This window comes from Spirochaetota bacterium (assembly GCA_017999915.1).
In the GTDB taxonomy this organism is placed as follows: Bacteria; Spirochaetota; UBA4802; order UBA4802; family UBA5550; genus RBG-16-49-21.
Genome location: JAGNKX010000005.1, coordinates 245945 through 272076, shown reverse-complemented (window position 1 = coordinate 272076; position 26132 = coordinate 245945). Strand labels below are relative to the sequence as shown.

The 26132-nt window shown below is 56.4% G+C and carries 26 protein-coding genes and 2 tRNA genes; 22 read left to right on the top strand and 6 right to left on the bottom strand.

Features of this window, described 5'->3' with window-relative positions; genetic code table 11:
* The first annotated feature begins 125 nt into the window (after positions 1 to 125).
* The 7 genes from KA369_09860 to KA369_09830 all read left to right on the top strand — a co-directional run bounded on the left by KA369_09860 (position 126) and on the right by KA369_09830 (position 7123).
* On the top strand, positions 126 to 467 hold the full coding sequence (locus KA369_09860) for an STAS domain-containing protein (protein MBP7736263.1): 342 nt from the start codon (positions 126 to 128) through the stop codon (positions 465 to 467).
* A gap of 61 nt (positions 468 to 528) precedes the next feature.
* A complete protein-coding gene (locus KA369_09855; protein ID MBP7736262.1) occupies positions 529 to 996 on the top strand; it encodes a C40 family peptidase in 468 nt (155 codons plus the stop codon).
* Positions 997 to 1283: 287 nt separating this feature from the next.
* Positions 1284 to 1772 (top strand): pantetheine-phosphate adenylyltransferase, encoded by a 489-nt coding sequence (gene coaD, locus KA369_09850; protein ID MBP7736261.1) that lies wholly within the window; start codon positions 1284 to 1286, stop codon positions 1770 to 1772.
* A 167-nt stretch (positions 1773 to 1939) separates the two neighbouring features.
* Positions 1940 to 3466 (top strand): ribonuclease Y, encoded by a 1527-nt coding sequence (gene rny / locus KA369_09845; GenBank protein ID MBP7736260.1) that lies wholly within the window; start codon positions 1940 to 1942, stop codon positions 3464 to 3466.
* A 218-nt stretch (positions 3467 to 3684) separates the two neighbouring features.
* On the top strand, positions 3685 to 4452 hold the full coding sequence (locus KA369_09840; protein ID MBP7736259.1) for a TIGR00282 family metallophosphoesterase: 768 nt from the start codon (positions 3685 to 3687) through the stop codon (positions 4450 to 4452).
* A 126-nt stretch (positions 4453 to 4578) separates the two neighbouring features.
* A complete protein-coding gene (locus tag KA369_09835; protein MBP7736258.1) occupies positions 4579 to 6447 on the top strand; it encodes a 1-deoxy-D-xylulose-5-phosphate synthase in 1869 nt (622 codons plus the stop codon).
* Between the two features lie 25 nt (positions 6448 to 6472).
* Positions 6473 to 7123 (top strand): isoprenylcysteine carboxylmethyltransferase family protein, encoded by a 651-nt coding sequence (locus KA369_09830; GenBank protein MBP7736257.1) that lies wholly within the window; start codon positions 6473 to 6475, stop codon positions 7121 to 7123.
* A gap of 37 nt (positions 7124 to 7160) precedes the next feature.
* On the opposite strand, the gene KA369_09825 is transcribed toward KA369_09830, so the two are convergent.
* Positions 7161 to 7526, bottom strand: a complete 366-nt coding sequence (locus KA369_09825; protein MBP7736256.1) for a hypothetical protein — start codon at positions 7524 to 7526, stop codon at positions 7161 to 7163.
* A 186-nt stretch (positions 7527 to 7712) separates the two neighbouring features.
* On the opposite strand from KA369_09825, the gene KA369_09820 reads away from it, so the two are divergent.
* Positions 7713 to 8690, top strand: coding sequence for a hypothetical protein (locus KA369_09820; GenBank protein MBP7736255.1), 978 nt, complete (start codon positions 7713 to 7715; stop codon positions 8688 to 8690).
* 74 nt (positions 8691 to 8764) lie between these two features.
* Here the strand turns inward: KA369_09820 and KA369_09815 are convergent, their stop codons facing one another.
* Together KA369_09815 and KA369_09810 are read right to left on the bottom strand one after the other, a co-directional pair.
* Positions 8765 to 9577, bottom strand: a complete 813-nt coding sequence (locus KA369_09815) for an SDR family oxidoreductase (GenBank protein MBP7736254.1) — start codon at positions 9575 to 9577, stop codon at positions 8765 to 8767.
* A 4-nt stretch (positions 9578 to 9581) separates the two neighbouring features.
* Positions 9582 to 10037, bottom strand: coding sequence for a VOC family protein (locus KA369_09810; GenBank protein ID MBP7736253.1), 456 nt, complete (start codon positions 10035 to 10037; stop codon positions 9582 to 9584).
* 290 nt (positions 10038 to 10327) lie between these two features.
* On the opposite strand from KA369_09810, the gene KA369_09805 reads away from it, so the two are divergent.
* The 8 genes from KA369_09805 to KA369_09770 all read left to right on the top strand — a co-directional run bounded on the left by KA369_09805 (position 10328) and on the right by KA369_09770 (position 16731).
* A complete protein-coding gene (locus KA369_09805) occupies positions 10328 to 11173 on the top strand; it encodes a TlyA family RNA methyltransferase (protein ID MBP7736252.1) in 846 nt (281 codons plus the stop codon).
* A gap of 132 nt (positions 11174 to 11305) precedes the next feature.
* The gene (locus KA369_09800) at positions 11306 to 12631 is read left to right on the top strand and encodes a hypothetical protein (protein MBP7736251.1); all 1326 of its coding nucleotides are present in this window, start codon (positions 11306 to 11308) and stop codon (positions 12629 to 12631) included.
* A gap of 7 nt (positions 12632 to 12638) precedes the next feature.
* Positions 12639 to 13436, top strand: a complete 798-nt coding sequence (folP, locus tag KA369_09795) for a dihydropteroate synthase (GenBank protein MBP7736250.1) — start codon at positions 12639 to 12641, stop codon at positions 13434 to 13436.
* 3 nt (positions 13437 to 13439) lie between these two features.
* Entirely contained in the window at positions 13440 to 14267 is an 828-nt protein-coding gene (gene cdaA / locus KA369_09790) for a diadenylate cyclase CdaA (protein ID MBP7736249.1), read from the top strand.
* A gap of 4 nt (positions 14268 to 14271) precedes the next feature.
* Positions 14272 to 15252, top strand: coding sequence for a YbbR-like domain-containing protein (locus tag KA369_09785; protein MBP7736248.1), 981 nt, complete (start codon positions 14272 to 14274; stop codon positions 15250 to 15252).
* 14 nt (positions 15253 to 15266) lie between these two features.
* A complete protein-coding gene (locus tag KA369_09780) occupies positions 15267 to 16019 on the top strand; it encodes a pyridoxine 5'-phosphate synthase (GenBank protein ID MBP7736247.1) in 753 nt (250 codons plus the stop codon).
* A gap of 57 nt (positions 16020 to 16076) precedes the next feature.
* Positions 16077 to 16295: a hypothetical protein gene (locus tag KA369_09775; protein ID MBP7736246.1), complete on the top strand. Its 219-nt coding sequence runs from the start codon at positions 16077 to 16079 to the stop codon at positions 16293 to 16295.
* A 19-nt stretch (positions 16296 to 16314) separates the two neighbouring features.
* Positions 16315 to 16731: a hypothetical protein gene (locus KA369_09770; protein ID MBP7736245.1), complete on the top strand. Its 417-nt coding sequence runs from the start codon at positions 16315 to 16317 to the stop codon at positions 16729 to 16731.
* Position 16732: 1 nt separating this feature from the next.
* On the opposite strand, the gene KA369_09765 is transcribed toward KA369_09770, so the two are convergent.
* The 3 genes from KA369_09765 to KA369_09755 form a co-directional block, all read right to left on the bottom strand.
* Positions 16733 to 16999, bottom strand: a complete 267-nt coding sequence (locus tag KA369_09765) for a hypothetical protein (protein ID MBP7736244.1) — start codon at positions 16997 to 16999, stop codon at positions 16733 to 16735.
* A 21-nt stretch (positions 17000 to 17020) separates the two neighbouring features.
* Positions 17021 to 17094: transfer RNA gene (locus tag KA369_09760), tRNA-Met, on the bottom strand.
* Positions 17095 to 17100: 6 nt separating this feature from the next.
* Positions 17101 to 17173, bottom strand: a tRNA-Met gene (locus tag KA369_09755).
* A gap of 391 nt (positions 17174 to 17564) precedes the next feature.
* On the opposite strand from KA369_09755, the gene KA369_09750 reads away from it, so the two are divergent.
* The 6 genes from KA369_09750 (at position 17565) to KA369_09725 (ending at position 26061) form a co-directional block, all read left to right on the top strand.
* Positions 17565 to 18431: a FecR domain-containing protein gene (locus KA369_09750; protein ID MBP7736243.1), complete on the top strand. Its 867-nt coding sequence runs from the start codon at positions 17565 to 17567 to the stop codon at positions 18429 to 18431.
* A gap of 68 nt (positions 18432 to 18499) precedes the next feature.
* Positions 18500 to 19951: a hypothetical protein gene (locus tag KA369_09745; protein ID MBP7736242.1), complete on the top strand. Its 1452-nt coding sequence runs from the start codon at positions 18500 to 18502 to the stop codon at positions 19949 to 19951.
* Between the two features lie 15 nt (positions 19952 to 19966).
* Positions 19967 to 21445, top strand: coding sequence for a hypothetical protein (locus KA369_09740; protein MBP7736241.1), 1479 nt, complete (start codon positions 19967 to 19969; stop codon positions 21443 to 21445).
* 56 nt (positions 21446 to 21501) lie between these two features.
* A complete protein-coding gene (locus KA369_09735) occupies positions 21502 to 23304 on the top strand; it encodes a fibronectin type III domain-containing protein (protein MBP7736240.1) in 1803 nt (600 codons plus the stop codon).
* 22 nt (positions 23305 to 23326) lie between these two features.
* Entirely contained in the window at positions 23327 to 24784 is a 1458-nt protein-coding gene (locus KA369_09730) for an NHL repeat-containing protein (GenBank protein MBP7736239.1), read from the top strand.
* A gap of 533 nt (positions 24785 to 25317) precedes the next feature.
* Entirely contained in the window at positions 25318 to 26061 is a 744-nt protein-coding gene (locus KA369_09725; GenBank protein MBP7736238.1) for a hypothetical protein, read from the top strand.
* The last annotated feature ends 71 nt before the right edge of the window (positions 26062 to 26132 follow it).

Here is a 26132-nt window from a genome sequence, read left to right as displayed (position 1 = left end):
GGTAGTACTATTGTACGAATCACGATACAGGTCAATTATTTTGTTACTGACGGTCCGGTTTATTGACGGAGAACCGGCTGAAGCGGCGCATTATTCTTCTAAAGACGCTCTTGCAGGAGTAGAATGTGGTTTCAATAGATATAGATGACCATGGCGCGATAAAGGTTATTAAGATCAAAGGGGAGTTTTTTCTAGGATACGTCCGTCAGGTCGAGGAAACCTGGAACAAGCTGGCGGCCATGGGTCCCGAGATCATCGCCATCGATTGCCGCGAGATGACTTTCGTGGACTCCTCCGCTATCGGCACCTTTGTCAAGTTTCTCCATAATTCCATGTCAAACAATATCAAGCTGATATTTTTCGATCTCAACGAGTCGATATCCCGCATTTTCGGCAAGGCGAAGCTCAACAAGATATTCACGATCCTGTCCCGAGATGAATTTGAAGATCTGACGGCAAAAAAATAATTCCCCCCGCAACGGCATTTACGGTATAATTCCCTTTTAAATTTCCGATAATAGTAGGGTGATGGTACGCAGATGTATCTGGATTATCATTGTCCTGTTCCTGATCTCTTCCATCTCCGGGTGCGGTTTTTACCGGTATGGCCGGTATTACTATAAGGGAGACCGCGGAAAGATCGTGCGGACGGCGCAGCGGTACCTGGGCGTTCCCTACCGCCACGGCGGAGCATCGCCAGGCGGCTTCGACTGCTCCGGCTATGTCATGTATGTTTATGAAAAGAACGGCATACTGCTGCCCCGATCGGTGAAGAGCCAGTACAGGGCGGGGCGGCCCATACGGATGAGGCAGGCAAAACCGGGTGACCTGGTCTTTTTCAGGACAAGCGGCCGGAAAAGGCTGTCCCATGTGGGGATTTACATGGGGGGCAGGCGGTTTATCCATGCGCCCAGTTCGGGGAAAAGGGTTTCCTATGCCGATATGGGCAATCCCTACTGGAAAAAAAAGTATATAGGGGCGGTAACGTTCATTTGACGGGCGGGATGTGCGGCTTGTTACCGATAACTATCGAGCGGGGGGAGTGCTCTGACCCCCCGGTATACCCGATAACTATCGGGTTTAACGGGTCAAATTGCAGAGGGGTCAGAGCAAAACAGGCTCGTTCTGGTGTAAGGGCAACCATGGCACCGATAACTATCGGTGACAAGGGATCGGTTTATTTTTGAAGCGTATTATTAAAGTAGGGAATCAATAATAATAAATTGTTGACAGAATTTGAATAGTTGTTAAATTAGCTGTGGCTTGGAGTATTTGGATTATATATGCGACTTGGGATTTATCCAGGATCCTTTGACCCTTTAACTAACGGACATCTCGATATTATTGAGAGGTCCCGGGGCATTTGTGATAAACTGGTAGTGGCAATAGCGATCAATCGCGAGAAACAACCTCTTTTCTCTGTTGCTGAGAGGTTAGAGATCATAAATAACTATTACAAGGATGATAGCTCGATCGAAGTAGTTTCTTTTCAAGGATTGTTAATAGAGTTTTGCAGGAAGAATGGAATATACTATATCATTCGTGGAGTCAGGAACATAACGGATTTCGAATACGAAATGACCAACGCCTCAATCAACAGCAAACTCGCTCCTGAAATAGAAACAGTTTTTCTCATGACCAAAGGTGAATACGCTTTTATATCCTCAAAAGCGGTCAAGGAAATTGCGAGCTACAACGGTGATCTTACCAGCCTCGTCCCCCAGTTCGTCATAGACCAAATCCAGAAAAAATACTCCTCCGTGCGGTCCTGATCGCGCTATAACCGCGCCGGGCCCTGCGTCTGAAACGGATGAACCGGTACGGTTCCCGGATCGATCATGGCGGCCTGGACAGAATTACAGACCGTCATGGCTGAAATATCGCCATGGCGGGGGCTGTTACATATTATAGGGGGGACGGGAGGAACTGTATGACAACATTGACGATTATACTCATTATTGCACTCCCAGTTGTTGGAATAGTGGGATATGCCTTTCGCGCATATCTTGGCAAGATAAAGCTGAGCTCCGCCGAGGCCAAGTCGCAGCGGATCGTGCAGGACGCGGTGAAGGATGCCGAGAACAAGCGGAAGGAGCTGCTCCTTGAAGCGAAGGACCAGCTGCTTAAAGAGAAGAACGCCCTGGAGAAGGAGGGCCGCGACCGGCGGCAGGAGCTTCAGAACATCGAGAAGCGCCTTCTCCAGAAGGAAGAGACTATAGACAAGCGCCTTGACCAGATCGACAAGCAGGAAAAGGTGCTGAAGGTTAAGGAGCAGGAGAACACGGAGAAAGAGGAAGAGCTCCGGAAGGAATTCGAGCGCCACAAGAAGGAGCTCGAGCGCGTGGCCGGCATGACCTCGGACGAGGCCAAGCAGGTGCTCCTGAAAAACCTTGAGAACGAGACCCGTTTCGAGGCCTCCAAGATCATCAACAAGATCGAGGAAGAGGCGAAGCGTGCCGCGGAAAAGAAGGCGAAGGAGATCATCATCACGGCGATCCAGCGCAACGCCTCCGATTACACCTCGGAGAGCACAATCACCACGGTATCCCTGCCGTCGGACGAGATGAAGGGGCGGATCATCGGCCGCGAGGGCCGGAACATACGCACCCTGGAGAACCTCACCGGCGTTGACATGATCATCGACGACACCCCCGAGGTCGTGGTCATATCCGGCTTCGACCCTGTGCGCCGCGAAATAGCGCGCCTCTCCCTTGAGCGGCTGATCCAGAACGGGCGGATCCACCCCGCCAGGATCGAGGAGGTCGTCGAGAAGGTCACCACCGAGATCGAGGAGAACATGCTCGATGAGGGCGAAAAGGCGGCGTACCAGCTCGGCATCACGGGCCTTTCCAAGGAGGCCCTCTACAACCTGGGCAAGCTGAAGTACCGCTCTAGCTACGGTCAGAACGTGCTCTCCCACAGCCTTGAAGTGGCCAACATGGCGGGCATCATGGCCGGCGAGCTCAAGCTCGACGTGCATCTGGCGAAGCGGTCGGGCCTCCTCCATGATATCGGCAAGGGGAGCGTGGTAGAGGGCGAGGGCGCCCATGCCATCGTCGGGGCCGAGCTGGCCAAGAAGTTCGGCGAGAGCGACAAGTGCGTGAACGCCATCGCCTCTCACCACAATGACCGCGAGCCGGAATCCTTCGAGGCGGTGCTGGTGCAGGTGGCAGACGCCATATCGGCGTCCCGTCCGGGGGCCCGCAAGGAGTCCCTCGACACGTACCTGAAGCGCCTCGACAACCTCGAGCAGATCGCGCTCACCTTCAAGGGGGTTGAGAAGTGCTACGCCATACAGGCCGGCCGGGAGCTCCGCGTCATCGTGGACAATTCCATCGTGAGCGACGAGAAGGCGGAGGGCATAGCCCGGGATGTGGCCACCAAGATCGAGTCTGAGCTGAAGTACCCCGGCATCGTGAAGGTCACGGTCATCCGGGAGACCCGGATTATCGAATACGCGAAATAATAGAAAATTGGTGGCGGTTTTAACCGCCACCAATAACAATTGATATTTCTGATAAGCAGTGGTTTTAACCGCTGCATTGAGGCGATGTAAATCGCCTTCCAAATATATCTGATAAGCAGTGGTTTTAACCGCTGCATTGAGGCGATGTAAATCGCCTTCCAAATAAATCTGATAAGCAGCGGTTTCAACCGCTGCATGCAGGCATAATGAGTGATACCATAAAAATATTAGCCGTCGGTGACGTCGTGGGACGGCCCGGGCGCCAGGTCCTGAAGGACAAGCTCCAGGGGATCGTCGACACGCACCGGATCGGCATGGTCATCGTCAACGGCGAGAATGCCGCGGGCGGCAAGTCGATAACGCCGGACATCGTCCACGAGTTCCTTGCCGCGGGCGTGGACTGCATCACCACCGGCAACCATATCTGGGACAACCAGGAGGTGATGAAGATTATCGACTCCGAGGCGGCGCTGCTCCGGCCGGCCAACTATCCCGCGGGCGTGCGCGGCCACGGCTGGCACATCATCGAGCGGAAGGGCTTCAGCGTGTGCGTCATCAATCTCCAGGGAAGGCTTTTCATGGAGCCCATCGACTGCCCCTTCCAGAAATTCGACGCCATCTACGGGGAAGTCAGGGACAGGGCCCCCATAATCATCGTGGACCTCCACGCGGAGGCCACCTCGGAGAAAAAGGCCTTCGGGTGGCACGTGGACGGCAGGGCCTCGGCCGTGTTCGGCACCCACACCCATGTCATGACCGCCGACGAGGACATCCTGCCGAACGGGACCGGTTACATCACCGATGTCGGGATGACCGGGTCCTTTGATTCGGTCATCGGCATCAACAAGGAAAATTCCGTGAAGCGTTTCCTTACCTTCACCAGGGTCAAGTTCGAGGTGGCGGAAAAGAATTGCAAGATCAACGCCATCGTGTTTGAAATAACCAGGGACGGGAAAACGGAGAAAGTCACGCGGATAATCGCGTGAGGTTTGTATTCCCCTCCCTTGATGGGAGGGGTCAGGGGAGGGTGGATCGTGCAATAATCACCCCCACCCGGCCTCCCCCATCAAGGGGGAGGGAAAGCTTAATAGCCATATGAGTATAAGCCGTAAATGTTACTCGAAAAGATAAACAGCTCCAGGGATCTGAAAAAACTCAAGCCGGCCGAACTGAATGACCTCGCGGGAGAAGTGCGCGATTACATCCTCGACGTGATATCCAAAAACGGCGGGCACCTCGCCTCCTCCCTCGGCGTCGTGGAGCTCACCATCGCCCTTCATTACGTTTTTAACACGCCGGCTGACAAGATCATCTGGGACGTGGGCCACCAGAGCTACGCCCACAAGATACTGACCGGCCGCCGGGACGCGTTCCGGAACATCAGGCAGTACGGCGGCATATCCGGATTTCCCAAGATGCATGAATCGGAATACGACGCCTTCGACACCGGCCACAGCAGCACGAGCCTCACCCTTGCCAGCGGCTCCGCCGTGGGCAGGGACCTGGCCGGGAAAAAGCACAAGGTCATAGCGGTGATCGGCGACGGCTCCCTCACCGGCGGCATGGCCTTCGAGGCCATCAACCAGATCGGCCAGATGGACAGCGACGTCATCATCATACTCAATGACAACGAGCATTCCATCAACGAGAACGTGGGCGCCCTGTCCAAGTACCTCACCCGCATCATTACCGGTTCGACCTACAACCGCATACGGAGAAAGTCGATGGAGCTGGTGAAGCGCATACCGCGCATCGGCGGGCCCCTCTTCAACTTGATCTACCGCTCCATCGAGAGCTTCAAGAAGATGATCATTCCCGGCCAGTTCTTCGAGGACATGGGGGTCCGTTATTTCGGCCCCATCGACGGCCATAACATATCCCAGCTGATCCATGTCATGAACAGGGTGAGGGCCATCAATTACGGGCCCAAGATAATCCATGTCCTCACCAAGAAGGGGAAGGGATACGTGCCGGCGGAGCTGAACCCGGCCCTGTTTCACGGTATCGGCCCCTTCGACCGGGCCACCGGTATCGCCCGGGGCGACAAGCGTATTTCCTATTCCGAGATTGCCGGCAAGACCCTGGCCCACATAGCCAGGAACGACAAGAAAATCGTCGCCATCACGGCCGCCATGAAGCTGGGCACGGGACTGTACGAGTTCGAGAAGAAGTGGCCCAACCGCTTTTTCGATGTCGGCATCGCCGAGCAGCACGCGGTCACCTTCGCGGGCGCGCTGACCGTAAGCGGGATCAAGCCTTTCGTGTCGATTTATTCGACCTTCCTCCAGCGCGCCGTTGACCAGCTCATTCATGACGTCGGCATCATGAAGCTCCCCATTCGCCTCCTGGTGGATCGCGCCGGCTCAGTTGGACAGGACGGCGAGACGCACCAGGGCCTCTTCGATATCGCCATTATTAAGAACATCCCCGGTTTCATCCTCCTGGCGCCGTCGACCGGGGAGGAGCTGCGCGACATGATTTACTTCGCGGCGCGGCACAATGACGGCCCCGTGGCCATCAGGTATCCCCGCGGCGGCATTGACCGGACCGAGTTTAATTACGATAAGGGAAAGAGCTTTGTCCTGGGCAGGATCAAGAAGCTGACCGCCGGAAGGGACCTCGCCATTTTCACCTTCGGCGACATGGTGCCCGTGGCCCTGAAGGTGCGCGACCTTCTCGGGGCGCGCGGCATCGGGACCGCGGTGGTAAACCTTCTCACCATCAAGCCGCTGGACGTCAGGGGAATCGAGCGGGTCCTGGGCGGCGTGAAGCGCGCCATCACCCTCGAGAACGCCATGATCTCCGGGGGCGCCGGCGAGCATCTCCTCGCGTCGATACGGCCCGCCCTCAGGGAAAAGGTCCTCTTCTGCGGCGGCTTCCCCGATGTTTTTATCACCCATGGCAGGAACGCGGAGCTCTTCAAGCAGTATGGCATAGACCCTGAGACCCTGGCCAAGCGTGTACTCAAGCTGATAAAATAATAATACATCATCCCGGAGAATCGAAATGAAAAAGTACGGTTCGCTGATCCTGCCGATGATACTTATCGTGCTTGTCGTTTTCTGCGTATTCATGAGATTGAACGGCGAGGGCTCTATCCCGGCCGGATCCCGTATCGACCTGGAGATAATCGTGATGCTGATCTACCTGCTCTGGCTGTTCCGTGAAATGAAAGTTTTCCGGCCCGATCTCCACCATGAGAAAAAGTCTTCGGATTACGGAACCAGGGAGCTCTACGGGGTCGGGCAGGCCCTGACGGTCCTTTCGGCCCTCTGGCTCGCTCCGCCGTATGTGCGGCACGGCATGGCCCACTGGGCCGGGGCGCTCCTGTTCCTGGCGGGCATTCTTTTCAGGACATGGGCGATTGAAACTCTTGGCGATTATTATTCCCACGCGGTCAGCGTGATGAATGATCACAGGATCATTACAACCGGACCTTACCGGTTTATGCGGCATCCCGCGTATGCCGGAATGCTGGCGGCCCATGGGGGCATTGTCGTTTTTTTCTTCAATTATGTAACGCTGGCCATATACCTGCTGCTGTTCATTCCCGCCATTGTAGTACGAATCCTCATCGAGGAGAAGACCCTCATGAAGATAGAGGGATACGCGGAATTCGCCCGGGACCGCAAGAGGCTGATTCCGGGATTGTGGTAATCAGCCGATAGTTATCGGTACGATAAATAATAGCATGTCACATTTTTGAAAATTCGGAGAGCTTCTCCATCACCAGGTCCCGGAGCCCGGCCTCGAGGGCGCCGGAGCTGTCCCTGAATTTTTCCATGATGGACGTGAGTGGAAAGACGCCGTCGTCGACGAGGATCGGCGTCGACGGGTGGCGGTGCGGCGACCGCGAATTGTCTATCCTGTGATGGCTGAACCCGCCCGTGGCATGCCAGGTGAAGGCATGCTCGTCTTTATTCTTGTCATAGCAGAGCTGAAAACCGGTGATTTGCCCGCTCTCCCTGTCATGCCATACGATCAGGTCGAAGTATTCATCCTGGAACCAGCGGCGATAGGTGCTTTCTTCCTTCTGGCTCACCAATGATTCACGAAGCATCGATAATCCTCTTATTGCTTTGTCTGGATGGGATGTTTTATATAGTACATGCGGCGACCTGTCAATACAATATTCATGCCGGGGCCATCGGGGAGAACGGGAGTTCCTGAAAACCTTCATGATACACGGCGCTGCCGCAGCCGTTAAATTATTGACAAATGGGGAATTGCCTGCATGATATAATTTATGAAAAAACAAACAGCGATCTTCATGTTCATTGTTCTTTTCAAAGCTGCCTATGCGCTCGCCGCTGTGGACCTGAGCATCGGCGGCACCGCCTGGTACGTGTGGTGGAACCCCGCATGGTCCGACGCGAAATCCATCACCATGGTGTATATTGAAAATCCGGGGCTCTTCATCGAGGATTCCCGCGATTTCAAACCGTCCCCCAACGCCATGGCGGGACCCGTGATTTCCATCGGCTTCCTGGGGCGCTGGTCCATCCAGTCGGTCTTCGCCATGGGCCAATTCAAGGCTCATTCCCGGGGATTTTCCAGGACCCAGTTCCTGTCGGGAGTGTCGGGCAACGGCGGATTGTCGGCATCGTATAAAAAGTATTCGCGGGACATCCTCAAGTGGGACAGCGACACCTCAATAGGATGCGCGGTGCACCGGATGGTGAAGATCTTCGGCGGCTTCAAGGCCCAGGGATACCGCTACGAGGAGCGCCTCGACGATGTTCTTCCGGGGTCGACACCGGTGATCATCGGCAGGTTCCTTGTCGATGAGGTGAAGGCCTTCGGCGGGGGAATCGGGGTGGGCCTGACCTTTCCCCTCGGGGCCGATTTCTATCTCATGATGAGCGCCTCCGGCCTGGCCCTCTGGTCGACTGAGAAAGTGAGGATCAACAGGGCCCGGTCGTTTCTCTATGAGAACTCGGTATTTAGCCTGCTCCCCGTAAGACCGGAAAAGGGCCGCTATTTTTCCTACGGCGGGAGCGCCTCCCTGTCCCTGGCCTACAATATCAGCAGGATCAACACGACCCTTTCCCTCGGCGGCAGATACCAGCTCCTCTACAACATGCAGCGGTTCAACAAGAACAGGATCAACGGCTATTTCAACAACGACGTGTCGATGAACATCATCGATAAGGAGTACGACCACTTTTTCGGCATACTGGTGTCCGCCATATACACGTTTCATATCGGGAACGGGAATGAGTGACATTGCCGCGCCGGGCGGAGCGATGCAAGGCGGGAAGAATCGTTCCCGCTTTCAGAGGCGGCGCATCCTCCGTTTCATTTCCCATAAAGCCTGTAATTCCCCGCGATAATCTTGAAGAAGAGCCGTTCCGGCAGCAGTTTTTGCAGCGCCATGATGAGCCCCGCCATCTTCGCCACCGGGTAACGGTAACGGCCCCCCGCCGATTCGATGGCGTCCGCGATCTGGCGCGCCACATGGGCCGGGCTGTCGGCGCCCGGTCCCATCTCTTTCGCTTTCACGGCGAGGAACCGTTCCAGCATGTCTTGATAGGGCGAGGCCGGCGCGTCTGTTTTGGCGGTGCGCTCCCAGATCGAGGTTCCCACGTCGCTCGGTTCCGCCACGATGACCCGGATGCCAAAGGGCGTCACTTCGTGCCTGAGAACCTCGCTCAGTCCCTCGAGGGCGAACTTGCTGGCGCTGTAATGTCCCTCGAAGGGGAGGCCGATCCTGCCCGCCGCGGAGGTTACGTTCACGATGGTCCCCGAGCGCCGCTCCCTCATGGCGGGGATGAGCTCCCTGATAAGCGACAGGGGGCCGAAGTAATTTGTCTCGAACATGTCCCTGGCGATCGCCGCCGGCGTTTCCTCCACGGTGCCGCAGTGGCTCACGCCCGCGTTGTTCACCAGCACATCGACGCGACCCTCGGCATTGATGACCTGCCGCACGGCCTTTTTGACCGACTTCCCGTCCGTCACGTCCATGGCAATGTACGCGAAGGGGAGCTTCTCCTTTATTGCGCTGCGGCCGGTGCCGTAAACGCGGTGCCCCCGGCGCGAGAGCTCTTCCGCCAGGGCCCGGCCGATCCCCCTGGAAGCGCCGGTGATCAGTACGACCTTCATTCCCTTCATGGCATCATCCTCCTCCGAGCTTGATGAGCTCGATGCACGATCCGCCCCAGAGCCCTTCGATCTGAAGGTAGGCCGTGCCGATGCCCGCGGGGTGGGCCGTCCGCTGCAGCAGCGTGCCGCCTTTCTCCTCCCATTCCTTCACCGACCGGTTTAGGTCCTTGACGTATATGCCCAGGTGATGGATCCCCGGGCCGTGAGATTCCATGAATTCCTTAACGATATGGTCGCCCTCGAGTATCTGCATCATCTCCAGGTCAATGGCGCCCGCCCTGGCGATGGATATCCTCGTGATGAACCGCACCTCCCTTCCGTGGAGTATGGCCCTGGCTTCGGGCATGTTGAAGGTCGTGAAGGTGAGCCCGAACGCCGCCTGCATGAATTTAGCCGCTTCGTCGGCATTGCGGACGGCTACGCCGACCTGGTCGATCTTCCCGATCTGGAACATTGGGTTCGTTTCCATGATTTCCCTCCGCTTGCACTCCAGGCAAATAAATCGCGGCCTCAGGTTGACGGGGCCGCCAAAGGCGACGCCATTGTTATTGCGCGGGATTTTATCCCGGCCATGAGCGGTCCCGTTATTATTTGCATTTTTGCGCCGGTGTCCAGCTAAATTTTTTTACACGACCATGGGAAATAGCCGCCATGGAGTTTCCAGGCATGGGCCGATCGGATCAGGCCGGTCAGTGAAACAGGGATGATTTTTTTCATTTGACACGGACTCTTATCTGGATCACATTCCAAGCGGAAGATATCCTCATGAAAAAAACGCGCCTTGATATCCATCTCGCCCGGAGCGGCCTGTCCCAGTCGCGGGAGAAGGCCAGGCGCGAGATCGTCGCCGGCTGGGTGAAGGTGAACGGCGAGACCGTCATGGACCCGGCCAGGACGATTTCCGGAGCCGAGACCATCACCGTTGAAAGACCCGGCGGTCTTTATGTGAGCCGGGGCGGCCGGAAGCTCAAGCTCGCCCTGGACCGCTTCGGCATTTCCCTGGCCGGGAAGACAGCCGTTGACCTGGGCGCCTCCACCGGCGGGTTCACCGACTGCATGCTCAGGGAGGGCGCGGTGAAAGTGTACGCCGTGGACGTGGGCTATGGCCAGCTTGACTATTCCTTGAGAAAGGACCCCCGCGTCATCGTCATGGAAAAGACAAACGCCCGGAGCCTGTCCCGGGAGATGTTCCCGGATCAGGTTGATTTCATCGCGGCGGACCTTTCCTTTATTTCCATAGTGAAGGTCTTCGACACGGTCCGGGACGTCTTCGCGCCCGTGGAGGGCGTGATCCTGGTGAAGCCCCAGTTCGAGGCGGGGCCGGGGGACCACAAGAAAGGCGTCGTGCGGAAAAAGGAGGTCCATGCCGTTATCCTGAAGCGCGTCATCGCCGCCCTCGCGGACAAGGGCATGGCCATGAAGGGCCTGACCCATTCTCCCATCCGGGGGCCCAAGGGGAACATCGAGTTCCTGCTCTACTTCTCCTGCGGCACGGAGGAGGCCGCTCCCGCGTCAGCGGAGCGGGAAGCCACGGTCGACGAGGTCGTGGCCGGGGCCCATGATTATTTCGAAGGCTCGCCGGATGATGATTCGATAAAAGAATGACCCGGTGGAATGACGCGATGGATCAAGATTCAATTTTAAGATTGCTTCTAAATTTTTGTTGACCTTATGATGAAATCGATATATCACCTTCATGTTATCAAATCCATAATTACGGGCTTGCGTTAAATCGTCATGAAACGTGTTTTGACATTGTTCCTGGGCACCTCCTGCATTGTTTTTTCGGCAGTGGCCGCCTTTGCGTACAACACGCAGGGTGTCATGGTGTGGCCCGTGCCCTTTTACCCGGGGAGCGGCATCGTGCAAATAACGGACCTGCAGGCCCTGGCGCTGGAGGCGATGGGATATCCCTCGCCGATGTTCAACAAGGTCAAGGTCAACATATACACCGTTGACGGAGAAGACGTCAACGGGGGGGTGTTTCCCGGCTACCCCGCGGTCTGGACGGGCAGGGACCGCCACGGAAACCGCGTTGAGCCGGGGATGTATGTGATGCGCGTTGAATCCGAGGACGTGCGCACCGGCCTGCGCGGGAGCAAGACCGTGCGGGTCCTGGCTCGGGGCCGGAGCAGGGGCACCTTCACCCGCGGCGGATGGGTCGGCGGGAAATACGTGGCCATGGGCAGGAACGGGGAAGTGACGGCCGACGACGTCTTCTCGATCTACTGGAACCCCGCCGGACTCACGGAGCTGCGCCACACCCAGTTCCTCACTGAAAAGGAAATCAAGGACAAGGCGCGGAAGGGTAAGGTGGAGGATATTTCCGAGAGCGACCTTATACGGTTCTCCGAGGAGGAAAGGAGCTTCACCGTGCAGGCGGCCCTCAGCGGGTCGATGCTTACCTACGGGACCAACACGGCCTTCTTCGGCATGGCCATCAATCTCCCCAAGGGCGTCCTCGGCCTGGGCGCCTACACCGTTTTTTCCGGCGGGATCGACCGGAGGGACTATAACAACCTGAAGACCGGGAGCCTCGGGTATCTCGCCACCGCGGGCTACCTATCCTATGGCGTGTCGCTGGGGGTCACCTCCTTCGGGTTCAGCGTCAAGGGGCTGTACGAGAGGATCGGCAACGATTACTACCTGGGATGCGGCGCCGATATCGGCACCCAGGTGTACCTGCTTCCCTTCCTGAAGGTCGGCCTCGTGGTGCAGGACCTGGGAACCGGGATGTACCCCATGGTCAAGAGGGCCGGCCTTGACCGGACCTACGCCTTCGCCTATCCCACGCTGAAGCTCGGCATCGCCCTCATCACCAACAGGAACTTCACCCTCGCGGTCAGCGGCACCAAGAAGCTCGACGTGAAGACCTTCGGCTACAGCGTCGGCGCCCAGTACGATGTGATGAAATGGGCGTCGATCTATATCGGCATCAAGGACCTGGTCTTTTCGGCCGGCCTGACCTTCCACGTGGTGCAGTTCGACGTTTCCTACGCCTTTACCATGGACACGATAACCAGGGGCTTCAACCATATCGCGTCGGTCAAAGTGACGTTCTGAGGCGCCCATGGACCGCGTGCGCATAATGGGGATCCTCAACGTAACGCCCGACTCGTTCTATGACGGCGGCAGGTACGCCGATCCGGACCGGGCGGCGGAGCGGGCCTATTGCATGCGCGACGAGGGAGCGGATATCATCGATATCGGCGGCGAGTCCACCAGGCCCGGCGCGAAGCCGGTGCCGGCGGGCGAGGAGATCGACCGGATCTGCCCGGTCATCGAGAGGATCGCCGGTGATATAGGCGTCCCCCTCTCGGTCGATACGAACAAGGCGGCGGTGGCGCGGGCGGCCCTGGCCGCGGGCGCCTCGATCGTAAACGACATCAGCGGCCTCACCTTCGACGGCGCCATGGCCGGCGTCGTTGCGGAGCGGGGCGCCGCGGTGGTCCTCATGCACATCCAGGGGACGCCGGAGACGATGCAGCGGGACCCCCGCTACGCCGACCTGGTGAGCGAGATATGCGCCTTCCTGGCGGCGGCCGCGGAAAGGGCCCTGGCGAGCGGCATCGGCCGCGAAAAAATTATCGTCGATCCGGGCATCGGGTTCGGAAAAACGCTTGAGGATAATTACCGGATAATAAAGAATCTCCATGAATTCAGGAAGCTCGGCTTCCCGGTCCTCGTGGGCCTGTCGCGCAAGTCCCTGATCGGGAAGCTCTACGGCGGCGACGCGGACCGCCTGCCGGCCACCATCGCGCTGAACGCTGCGTCTGTCCTGAACGGGGCCGACATCATCAGGGTCCATGACGTGAAGGAGCACCGCCTGGCCCTTGAGGCAATGGAGATGTTAAAGAGGATATCATAGGGAATGATTGAACTGGCGAACACCGTGACCCATTATTTCAGGCTATTCTGGGAATATTTCCGGAACGTCATCGATATTGTCCTGGTAGCGTTCATCTTCTACCTGGTGTACCGCTTCCTGTCCAACACCCGGGCCATCCAGCTCCTGAAGGGCGTGATGATCATCATCGTGGTGGCGATCCTGGCCAAGTTCCTCCACTTCGACACCCTGGACTGGCTCATCACGAACATCGCCTCCTCCGTGGTGATCGCCGTCATCATCCTGTTCCAGCCGGAGCTGCGGCGCCTCATCACCCAGTTCGGCCAGAGGAACTGGCTGGCCAACGAGGCGGGGAAGGAGCCGTTCCCCCTGGACGAGCTGGTAAACGCCGTGGTGTCGATGGCGGATGAGAAGATCGGGTCGCTCATCGTGATCGAGCGGAACACCGGTCTCAGGAGCTACGCGGAATCGGGCGTGCTGGTGAACGCGGACATATCGGAGGAGTTCATCCGCACGGTCTTTTTCCCGCTGACGCCGCTCCACGACGGGGCCATCATCATCCAGGAGGGGCGCATATCCGCCGCGGCCTGTTACCTTCCCCTGAGCGACTCCAAGCAGCTGAAGAAACAGCACGGCGCCCGCCACCGGGCGGCCCTGGGCATCGCGGAGGAATCCGACGCCCTGGTAATCCTCACCTCGGAGGAGACCGGCAGCATCTGCATCATGGTGAACGGGAGGCTCTTCTCCCGCGTGCGCGTGCAGGACCTGAAGAACATGATCCTCTTCTTCATGAACCCGAAAACGGCCTACGAGGAGAAATTCCGGGTGCCGACGAAGAAGGGCTCAGAGTGATATCATGAAAGTGATTAAAGAACGATTGACATCCATCGTGGGGGAGCGGGATTTCATGGCCAAGGGCATCTGTCTCCTCCTGGCGGTGATCCTCTGGGCCTTCATCATGACCGGCAAGACGGAGAAGCTCCGCTACAAGGTTCCCATCGTCACCAGGAACCTCCCGGCGAACCTGGCCGTTACGGGCCTCTCCGGACGGTACGCGATGGTGCTGCTGGAGGGAAGGAAGGACGAGCTGAAGAGCGTCAACATCAAGAACATTAAGGCCACCGTGAACATGGAGAAGGCCGAGATCGGCGATTCCAAGGCCTACCCGATACAGGTGGAAAAGCTGCAGGTCCCCGAGGATGTCTCGATATCCGTCGTGGAGCCCGAGGTGATCCTTACCGTTGAGAAAAAAGAGGACAAGTGGGTCAGGGTCGTGCCCGCCATAACCGGCACGGCGCCGAAGGGGAAGATCATCGTCGACAAGACGGTTTTGCCCGAGCGGGTCAGGATATCGGGCCCGAAATCCGTCATCAACGACATCGAATCGGTCGATACCGAGGGAGTGTCCGTTGAAAATGAGACGGGCGAGCTGCAGCGCCAGGTGGGCCTGATGAAGGAGCGGTACAAGGACGTCACGTTCAACGAGAAGAAATTCATGGTCAGGGTGCTGATCACGGACCTGAAGGACCTGGTGATGGTGACCGCGCCCGTCTCCATCCGGAACGGCGCGAAGGAGTACGAGTACGAGATCAGGGACCGCGAGGTCGAGGTCTATATCCGCTCGAAAAACAACCGCCCCGTGGCGCCCGGCGACCTTGAGGCCTACGTGGACGCCGCCAGGGTGAACCTGAAGGCCCTTTTCGAGGCCGAGCGGAAGGATACGGTGCTCAAGGAACTGCCCGTCGCCATAACGGGGAAAAACATCAACATTGCCGATATTATATCGGTCATGCCGAAAAAGGTCCTGGTCAGGATCACGCGCCGGCAGAACATGTGAGATCGGGGACGGCCATGGGACGGATAAAGCTCTGCGTAAACATCGATCATATAGCCACGGTGCGCGAGGCCCGGGGCACGGCTTATCCCGATCCCCTTGAAGGGGCGCGCCTCTGCGAGGAGAGCGGCGCCCACGGCATCACCGTGCACCTGCGCGAGGACCGGCGCCATATCCAGGACCGGGACGTGACGGCCCTCAAGGACATCGTCAGGGGTAAATACAACCTGGAGATGGCCCTCTCGGGCGAGATCATCGCCATAGCCCTGAAGGTCAGGCCGCACCAGGTCACCCTGGTGCCGGAGAAGCGCGAGGAGGTGACGACCGAGGGGGGGCTGGACGTCGCGGCGAATTTCGACCGGATCAAGGCCGTTGTCAAAAGGTTCCATGACGCCGGCATTATCGTGTCCCTGTTCATCGAGCCCGAAAAGGATGCCGTGTCCCGCTCGAAGGAAACGGGCGCCGACTACATCGAGCTCCATACCGGATCCTACTGCCTGGCGGCGGACAATTTCGGCGGGGACCTCTACGGCAACCCGCCCATGGAAGTGAAGCGCGAGCTGGACCGGATATACCGGGCGGCGGACTGCGCCGCGGAGATCGGCATCGGCGTCAACGCCGGCCACGGCCTGAACGTCTACAACCTGGGGCCGGTGCTGGCGGCGCGGGGGCTGGACGAGCTCAATATCGGCCATTCCATCATCGCGCGGTCCATATTCACGGGCCTGGCCGGGGCCGTCAAAGAGCTGCTTGACATAATAAACAGGTAGGTTTCGAATGGCCGACGCCGGAATTGACGCGGCGATTTCAGTCGGGAGTGATGCTTAATGTTTTTCGGACAATTGCTGAAAGTTATTTTTTTCGCGATAATCATATACTCGCTTTTCAGCCTGGTGCGGTTTCTGGTAAGGATCGGGACGGCCGTCAACAAGGGCCGTGAAGAGGAAAAAAGAGCGCGGCAGAACATCCGCGAGGAGGGCCCCCGGATGAGGAGAGACAGGCGGGGGGCGATCGAGCTCGACAAGGACCAGTACAAGGTCGAATAATCACGTAAGGATGGTGGTGATGACAATGCGCGGCTTCGTCCCCATAGGTCTCGTGGCGGTCCTTGCCCTCTGCGCCCTATCATGCGCCGTGGGCGGGACCTTCGGCTTCAGGAAATTCGGCGAGGACACCTATCGTCAATTGAGCGGAACGCCGGAATTCGCGTCGGACGAGGCCGTGGACTGGGTCTTCAAGTTCAATAAGAAATACGGCGAGCGCGCCATCGGCATCGTGTGCCAGAAAAAGGAGCTGGTGTGGGTCGAGGTGCTTTCCCGGTCCGAGAAGATCGATAAATTCAAATTGGTCGTGTACGGCACCATCAAGGACCTTGCGCCGGGTGAATACCAGCTTATCATCACCGATGTCGATAATGACAACAAGCTCATCGACATGAAGGATTTCATTATTTACGAGAAGGAAAGTGACGAGGACGACTAGCCTATCTGCCGTCCCTTATTTTTTTTAGCCCGCCAGTTTTCACTTCATCGATTTTCGTGTTCATATGGCGCAGCGCTTCCTGCTTTGTCTTGGGGACATTCTGGCCGGTGTACACCAGGTATGCCGCGTAGAGGATCAGCAGCGCCAGGAGCACGACCGCTACCTTGACGAGCTTCTTTACGACGGACAGAACAATGATGATGCTGATGATAACCGCTATGACGAGGAGTATCTTGTTGGATGTCAGCGCAGTGATTATGTTTTCCATAAGCAGGGGCGATAAAAATATTAGCGAGGGAGGGATTCGAACCCTCTACGCCGCGGGTATGAGCCGCGTGCTCTAACCAGCTGAGCTACCTCGCCGTTTATTAGCGCGGGCAGGATTTGAACCTGCGACCTTTGGGTTATGAGCCCAACGAGCTACCAACTGCTCCACCGCGCGATCTGTCCGTCAAACTATAGCATGGTGTTTTAGTGTCAACATATTTTTAGTATATGGACATAATGGCATTAATAATATATATAAGAGCCTTTTCAATTTCAAGAAAAGGGAACCCCGAAAAAATTAAAAATTAGCATGTTCCCCTGAGGTCATTTTCAAAATAAAATTGGAATTAACAATATTGATGTATTGAAAGAAATGGCTTAAGGGGCGCTTGTAAATACCCGGCGGAAGGGTGCCGGGTATATCAATGTCATGTCGGGATGGATGAAGTCGCTCATTGTATTTTTATTGACACTACCTTCATTCCTATCTAAGCTGGACTCAAATCAATAATTTTTTCCAAATGTCAAATTAATCTTTATCAATTGTTGCCGTGAAGAGGTATTGTATGAAAAATGGCCGTGCGTTACGCATATTTGTCATCGCTGTGATCGCCGCATTGACGGTGGGGATCCTTGCTTCATGCAGCAGGAGCTCAGACCGTACAGTGGTAACTTTTTACATGGGTAAGGTGGATGTGCTCCGCAGCGGGGCGGCCCTGAAGCCGGCCGTAAAGATGCAGATCAACGACGGTGACGTGATCTCCACCGGTCCCGGCGCCTTTATCCTGCTCCAGGTTGCCGATTCCACGGTCATCCGCATCATGGAAAGCACCACGGTGGAGATGAAAACTCTTCTCAGTCCGAAGAACCGCGAGCTTATTGTGAAGGAAGGCAAGGCCCTTTCCGCGGTGAAGAAGCTCTCCAAGGGAGATTCCTATTCGGCGAAGACGGCGACCCTCACGGCCTCGGTGCGCGGCACAGAGTACAGCGTATCCGCCAGGGCGGGCGAGTCGGTCGTGGCGGTGCGGAAAGGCATCGTCGAGGTGACCGTGACCGGAACGGCTCAGCGCGAGTCCGTGGGCGAGGGTAAGGCCTTCGTGTACACTGACAAGGCGGTGATCCGCGCCATATCCGACGCTGAAGACAAGGAGCTGGAGAAGATAGCGGCCGTTCCGCTCATTTACGGCCTGGAGGGAAAAACAGAGAAGGAGATCCGGGACATCCTGACGCCGCTCCTGGGCCGTGACGCCATGCCGGAGTCGACCCTGGTGGAGATGAAGGCCAAGTACGGCCGCACCGACACCGTTACGCTCTATGACGGCAGGGTGCTGACCGGCGTAATCCTGTCGCGCGGCGCGGTGTATACGATCCTGACCACGGGCGGCGTCATTACCGTGCCGGAGAAGAAGATAAGGAACACCCGGGTGCAATAGGGCCGCGGGTCCTTCGCATCGCCGAGATTCATTGAAATATACGTTGGTTAATCGAAGAAAAAATTCACATGAAAATTGATTCCAGACTGGCCGCTGCCGTAACGGCAGCGGCGCTGATGACCTGCGCCGCCGTTTTCCAGGCCAGCGCCGAAGTGGTGTTTCTCCGCGACGGACGCATCGTCGAGGGGAAGATACTGAACGAGACGCCCGCCGCCGTGACCGTGAAGAAGAGGGACGGATCCACGGCCGTGTTCGGCCGCGGCGCGGTGCTCCGCATCCTCTATACCGACGTGTACATGGGGAAGGTCTACATCCACCGGACCGACGGCAAGGTGGTGGAGGCCTTTATCGTGGACGAGGACCGGGAAACGTACACGGTGCGGACCGACCTGAATTCGACAAAGGAAATGGTGATCAGGCGCCAGGACGTGCTATTCATGGCGCGGAAGAACCCCTCGGCCCTGAAGGAGAAGGTCGCCCAGCGCCACGTGGACCTGGCCTGGCTCGCGCCCTTCAACCCGGTCAAACACTACAAGGTGTACATCCGGCCCCGGGGCGGCGAGTACCGTCTCGACGGCACATCCCTTTTCGCCAGATATCGCGTCTCGGGCCTTGCGTGCAACGGCACCTATTCAACATACGTGACAGCGGTGGACCGGGACAACTACGAGTCCCTGCCGAGCAACGAGGTCCATTTCACTACCCTGAAGGGCGAGCCGCTCCCGCCGGGAAGCGTGTCCATGAAGGTGACGCGGCCTGACAAGAAAAAGCCCTTCAACGCGCGGATCGCCTGGGACAGGGCAAAGGACCCCTGCGGTGGATCCATCACCGATTACCGCCTCTATCGGAGGGGAGCGAAGGGCTATACCCTGGTGGGCGCGACTAAAAAAACCGAATGGGACCTGAAGAACCTGGACCCGCTGGACAAGCACCGGTTCGTGCTCCGCTCCGTGGACGATCGGAACGTTGAGTCGGTGAATAGCGCCGTAGTCTCCACGGACCTGATTCCCGGGGCCATCATCTCGGCGCGGGGGGGCTATATCCTTCCCATCCGCGACTACGGGAAACTCTACCGGCACGGTTTTGGAGGCTCCCTGGCCGTATACGGAAAAAATCTGTTCACCCGGTGGCTTGATATCGGCGCTGAAACAGGTTTCTATTATTTATTTGGGAAGGCCCGCCATGTCAAGTCGGCCTGGATGGTCCCCTTCATGGCCGCCTTCGCGTGCCGCGTGCCCCTTGCCGATTGGGTTTCCATCGGCCCCCGCGCCGCCTTCGGCGGCGTATACGATCGTGTTAAGTACGTGCCGGAGGTCGCCGGACCGGCGGTCATGTTCCTCAAGCCGCCGGTCAAGGAGAAGGGCGCGGTGCAGATGATGTTCTCTATCGGCGTGAACTGCTCCTTTACCCTTAAAGATGTTGCCCTGCTGGAGTTCGGCGCGGACTACCGGGGCATCATAGAGAAGAGCGGTTTGATGGATTTCATGTCCTTTTACGCCGGGGCTGGTGCAACGTTTTAACGGGAGTGTGACGCTATGAATGTAAATATAGTAAGACCGATAGTTATCGGTATGATGGCCATATCGGCGCTGCTGGCGGCAGGGTGCGATGATCTGAACACGGGGTTGGTGAAGAGGGGATATAGTTTTCTGATACAATATCCTTTCAGTTGGGCACATCCGGCGAACCTGGATGCGGATAATATAGATTGTGATTCAGTATTAAAAAAACCAACTTCTGAAAAACCGATGGTTGTTGTTGATAGCAGCGGTAATGCCGTCATTACATGGCTATCGAAGCCTGATAGTGGCAATAACAGCATTTTTAAAAGTGAATATCGAAATGGGAGATGGATTCATCCCTGTGATTTTGATAATGATAAGTTAAACAGTGCAACAGCCGATCCAATTGATAATCACACTGTGTCCATATGCGATAATGGTACTGCAGTTATTGCGTGGGTGCAAAATGATTATGATGGGACATTTGCCAGGTTGCTGTTGTTCAATAACGGTGTTCGGGGTACCATGGAGACGATTTCGACTGCTCCTACCGAAGAGATCGCCTCAGCCTTGAACGCTAACGGCAATGGGTATATTGTATTTACTCAAATGAACGGCGGAATTTACCAAATTTATAGAAGAGAGATTCATAATGGTGTTTTGGATCCTGGTTCCCCCATTGGACCAATGAGTTCAGGTCCCAACCATGCATCATGTCTTCAGGTTGCCATTGACAAACAGGGCAATGCTGTCATCGCCTGGCAACAGAGTGACGGTTCAGCTTTGCAAACATACATGAACGAGTACCGGGGCGCATCATGGTCCGGTCCCATTAAGATCAGTTACAGCGGCGGTGATTTTAATGGTGCATTTATTCCTAAAGTTGCAATGAGCGATAACGGATCGGCTCTTGTTGCATGGCAACAGCAGACGGGTGGTTCTCTAAATAGAATATTCTACAGTTACTACAATGGCAGCAACTGGGACCATCCGGCCAGTGATGACGATAATCGACTTGACGATGCCGGTACGGGCGTAGATGGCGGTTTAAGCCCGCAGATAGCCATGGACCGGAATGGCAATGCAGTTGTCGCCTGGACTAGGACAATACACGGCATAAGTCATATACAGAAAGCAGATTATCGCAACGGCGCCTGGAGCAGGCCTGGCATTGATGATCACATCGATCCTGACAATGGAAGTGCGACAAATCCATCTGTGGCCATGGGAGGGAACGACGCTGTTATAGCATGGAGACAGGATGATGGAAGCAATTATCATATATACAAAGCCGAGTACCGCAATGGCTCCTGGAAATATCCATCTGACCTTTTGATTGAAAACATAGATTCCGAGGTCCCTTCAGAAACATCGGCGAATGTACCATTCGCGGCAATGAACAACAGCGGAGAGACCATTATAGTGTGGGACCAGACATATGGCGGCTACAAGCATATCTATAAAAGCGAATACAGAAATTTTTACCAGGAAATCCTGCCGTTCCTGTACTGAAAGGCAATGACGGGATGCCGCGAGGCCTCTCCATCAGCATTGAGACGGAATTATCTATGAAAAGAACGATAGTTATCGGTATAACGATCATCGCGGTCCTCCTGGCGGGGATCAGCCGGGCCGGGGCGGAATTCGTGTTTCTCCGAGACGGACGCATCATCGAGGGGAAGATCCTGAACGAGACGCCGGCGGCCGTAACCGTGAAAAAGAGTGACGGCTCCGTCACGGTCTTTGCCCGGGGCGCGGTGCTCCGCATCCTATTCACCCGGGTCTACATGGGCAAGGTTTACATCAACAAGACCGACGGCAAGGTCCTGGAGGCCTACATCGTGGATGAGGACCAGGAAGCGTACACGGTGCGGACCGATATCACCTCGCCGAAGGAGATCGTGATCAGGAGGGAGGACGTGCTCTTCATGGCGCGGAAAAATCCCACGGGCCTGAACGGCAGAGTCTCCCAGAAGCACGTGGACCTTGCCTGGAAACCGCCCTATAACCCGGTGAAAAAATACAAAATATACGTCAGCCCCAGGGGCGGCCAGTACCGGGAGGCGGGGACAAGCCTGGGAACAAGGTTCCGGGTGACCGGCCTCAATTGCAACATGGAATACCTGGCCAGGGTGACAGCGGTGGACCGGGACAATTATGAGTCCCTCCCGAGCAACGAGATCAGGATCGTGACGGAAAAGGGGAGGCCGGTCCCGCCCGGGGGCGTGAGGATAGCGAAGATGGCCTCGGACCGGGACCGGGTCTATACCGCGCACCTGGCCTGGGAGAGGGCGGAGGACCCCTGCGGCGGCGTCATCAGCGATTACAATGTCTACCTGAAGACCTTCGATGTTCCCGGGAAGGACGGCGGTTCGAAAGAGGCGGTACCGGCCGGGAAGGTGAAGATTCCATCGGGGTACCGGCTTGTAGGCAGGACCTCGGAGAGCGTGTTCCAGATAAAGGGCCTCAGGGACAGCACCCAGTACGGCGTCATCGTGACCTCCGTGGACAACACGAAGGATGAATCGGATTCCGGGGCGGAGATTGCCTTCAATACCGGCGTGAGCCGTCCCGCCTATCCTTACCCCGTGACCTGCAAGAAGGAGTTGTCGAAGGACGCAAAGGAGCTCTCGGCCATTATAACCTGGGGCGAGGTAAAGGACGAATTCAGGAGGATAGCCGGCTACCGCGTGTACCGCAGGGAAGGCGGTGGATTCAGGGCCATCGGCGCCACGGAAAGGACGGACTTCGCGGTTAAGAACCTATCGCCGGCAAAGAAAGAGACCTTCACGGTGCGCTCTATTGACGTGCGGGGCATGGAGTCGGAGGACAGCTACCCGGTTTCCACCGGCCTTCTGCGCTACACCGTGTTCACCGCCCGGTCAGGGTGCGTGGTGCCCCTGCGCGATTTCGGGCGCCTCTATAAGCCGGGCTACGGCGTGGCCCTCTACGTCGGGGTGGACAACCTCTTCCTGGACGGACTCGGCCTGGGGATTGAGACGGGATATTCATACCTGGAAGGCAAGACCGGCAAGTCCACCTTCACCGCCATGGTCCCCTTCATGGGGAAGATATCCTACCGGATACAGCTCACCCGGTGGTTCTCCCTGGACCCGTCGATCGCCATGGGCGGGAGCTGGAACAGGGCTGACCGGAGCGTGTTCATGGAAGGTCTGGTGGAGTCGCTGCTGTTCCAGCGCTACCGGACAAGGAGCCAGGTGGAGCCCATGTTCGCCGCGGGCCTGGACTGCACCTTCATCATAAAGAAATTCCTGCTGCTGCGCGCCGGCGCCCGGTACGGCGGCATTATCGAGAATAAAGGTCTCATGGATTTTATAAGCCTGACCGGTGCCATCGGGTTCAGGTTTTAACGATTTGTGCGGGGGCGGTGTAATGAAAACCTTCATGAAATTATTACTGGTGGCGGTCCTGATCTGGCCTGTCCTGGCCTGCGGCGACCTCTACACCGGCGTGTTTAAAAACATGGGGATCATTCTTTTGGCGCCGCCGGCGCTGAACGACCTGGGGCCGTTAGCGGATTCCGGCTCAATCCTGGTTCCGCGGCCGACCCTGGCCACTGACGGGCACCTTGACACGACCATTGCCGTCTACTGCGGCATTGACGGCGAAATAAGCGTTACCGGCCATGAAGTGTCCGGAATCTATACCCAGGGCTCCCTCGATACCGCGGCCGGGGGATTTGTCTTCGCCGGCCTGGATATGAATAAAACATATCGCATAATAGTAGTGGCCCGGAACGCCATGGGGTATTCGGTGAAGCAGGCGACACGGATGCCCTATAATCCGATCGCGGTGGCAGTGTACGGGCAGGGGGGTGATTTTACAACATCAAACCCCAATAAAGACGGTATAAGTGCAAAAAGTTTAGTTAGGCCGGCAAGCATTGCAATTAATGATCATGGTGTTTATATAGCTGACAGTCGGAATTATCGAGTATTATATTATGCAGGGAATAGTACAGAAGCATCTTTGGTCTATGGTCAGGGCGGCAGTTTCTCAACTGCTATTAATAATAACGGCGGCGTCAGCGCTGCAAGCATGAGTGACCCATATTCTGTAGCGATTTATGCGGGCGATGTATATATAACTGATCCCAATAACCACCGTTTGCTGTTTTTTGAATGGGACAGTACAACAGCAACGCGGGTTTATGGCCAGGGAGGTGATTTTACAACTCAAGCTTTAAATTATCCTAGTTTAGCTGAAAGCGGTTTATATATTCCTTATGCAATAGCGACGGACGGAGTTGGGATTTATATCGCTGATGCGGGGAACAATCGAGTTCTATATTATGCTGGAACTAGCACGACGGCGACCCGTGTTTATGGTCAGGGCGGTAATTTCGCAACCAGTAACGATAATAAAGGCGGCATCAGCGCCAGTAGTTTGTATTATCCTTGCGGATTAGCGGTTGATGCAGGTGGTATATATATCGCTGATTACCAGAATCATCGGGTTCTGTATTATGAAGGGACCAGCACGACTGCGACGCGGGTCTATGGTCAGGGTGCTTCAGGAACAAATTTTACCTCGAACGGATCCTCTACTAGCGCAACAGGTTTGAATGGCCCGACAGGTGTTGCGCTTGATGCGAGTGGTGTCTATATTGCTGATCATAACAACAATCGTGTACTGCATTACTGGGGAACCAGTGTGACCGCAACTGGGGTTTATGGCCAGGGTGGTAGCTTAACATCCGCTGCCATCAATCAGGGGGCTGGAGCTGCTTCTCCCACCGCTACAAGCTTATACCATCCCTGGGGTATAGCTGTTTATTCAGATAGGGTATATATTACCGACTGGGATAACCACCGCGTGCTCCGGTATTGAGTCGGTGGCGGCGGCCTTTTCTGCCGCCAGGTACCACCCTCCGGCTGATTTGAGCTTCAATCCAAATCCCTCGCCCCGTTTCCTACTGTTTTCGAATTCATCAGCCGATGATCCAGGCGCCAGGGTAAAAAAGACCATGATGCATTGAGGCCCTCAAACGTCCGCCCGCAGGGCGGACACTGATAGGCGCTTGTTGTCTGAGCCCTCACCGAACGGAGCGGAGCGGAGTGAATGAGGGCGAGTTAAGCGCCAAAGCCTCCGCCGGCGCTTGAGGCGGCACGGGGGGTGGGATCAAAAGGGAGGGGGTGTCCGTGTTGACACCCCCCTCCCTTTTAAAATAGTCCGGCCCGTGTCACGGGCTATCCCCATCCCGGGGTTCCGGGTATCAAACAACCGATAGTTATCGGTGGGAGGCCGATAGTTATCGGTGAATGGCCGATAGTTATCGGCGCCTGCAGCGTAGCAGTTTTTTATCTTGACAATTGCTGAAAATAAAGGCCAATCTTTGCATCAGCAAACATGGAGGAGTTCCCATGAAAAAAATACTGGCTGCATCGGCCGCTTTCCTGATAACACTCTGCTGCCTTATCCTGCCTGACCGGAAGAGCGAGGCCCAGGAGAATACCTTTGCCACCTTCAACAACCTTGAGGTGAAGATCCAGAAGTCAAAGTGGCAGGGACTGTTTTTATCGACAGACCAGGCGTATCAGAAAAGAAAGTCCCTGGCAAACAGGAACAGGTCCTATTCCTTTTACGCAAGCGGACTGGTGATGGTTTTTATCGGGACAGATGATTATGACAGGATGTCGAAGGCCACCGGATCGCGGACCTACCACCTGCTTCCGATCAAGGAAAACCGGGACCCTTCCTTCAGCAGCAGGGACGAATCCACGGTCGAGGCCCTTCTGCCGAGCGGTCATACCGCGTATTTTTCTCCTGAAACAGGGGAGCTTACCGGGATTGAGGGCTATACCGTGACCTTGATGCCGCTGGGGCATTTTGACGGCATGGTGAAAAACAAGGGGGGCGTTGAGATACGGCCCCTGAAAGGATCCCTTATCATCGATTATGGATGGCGCACCGGTGAAACCAACAGCACGCTGCTCTGGAGCCCCTCGGTCATTCTTGACGGCTACGGGAATAGGTGCGCGATAAAAAACAGCGACATTTCGATCCGTGATCCCAGGGACTCGGATGAGGTCATTTTCAAATTCAAGAACAATGACGAGCTTGACAGGTTCCTGAAGGTGAAATGTCCGAAGATCGTGCGGCAATAAATTAATAATAGCAGGTCCCAGCCGCGGCCCGTACCATCGATGACGGCACTGGGGGGCGGTATGAAAATATC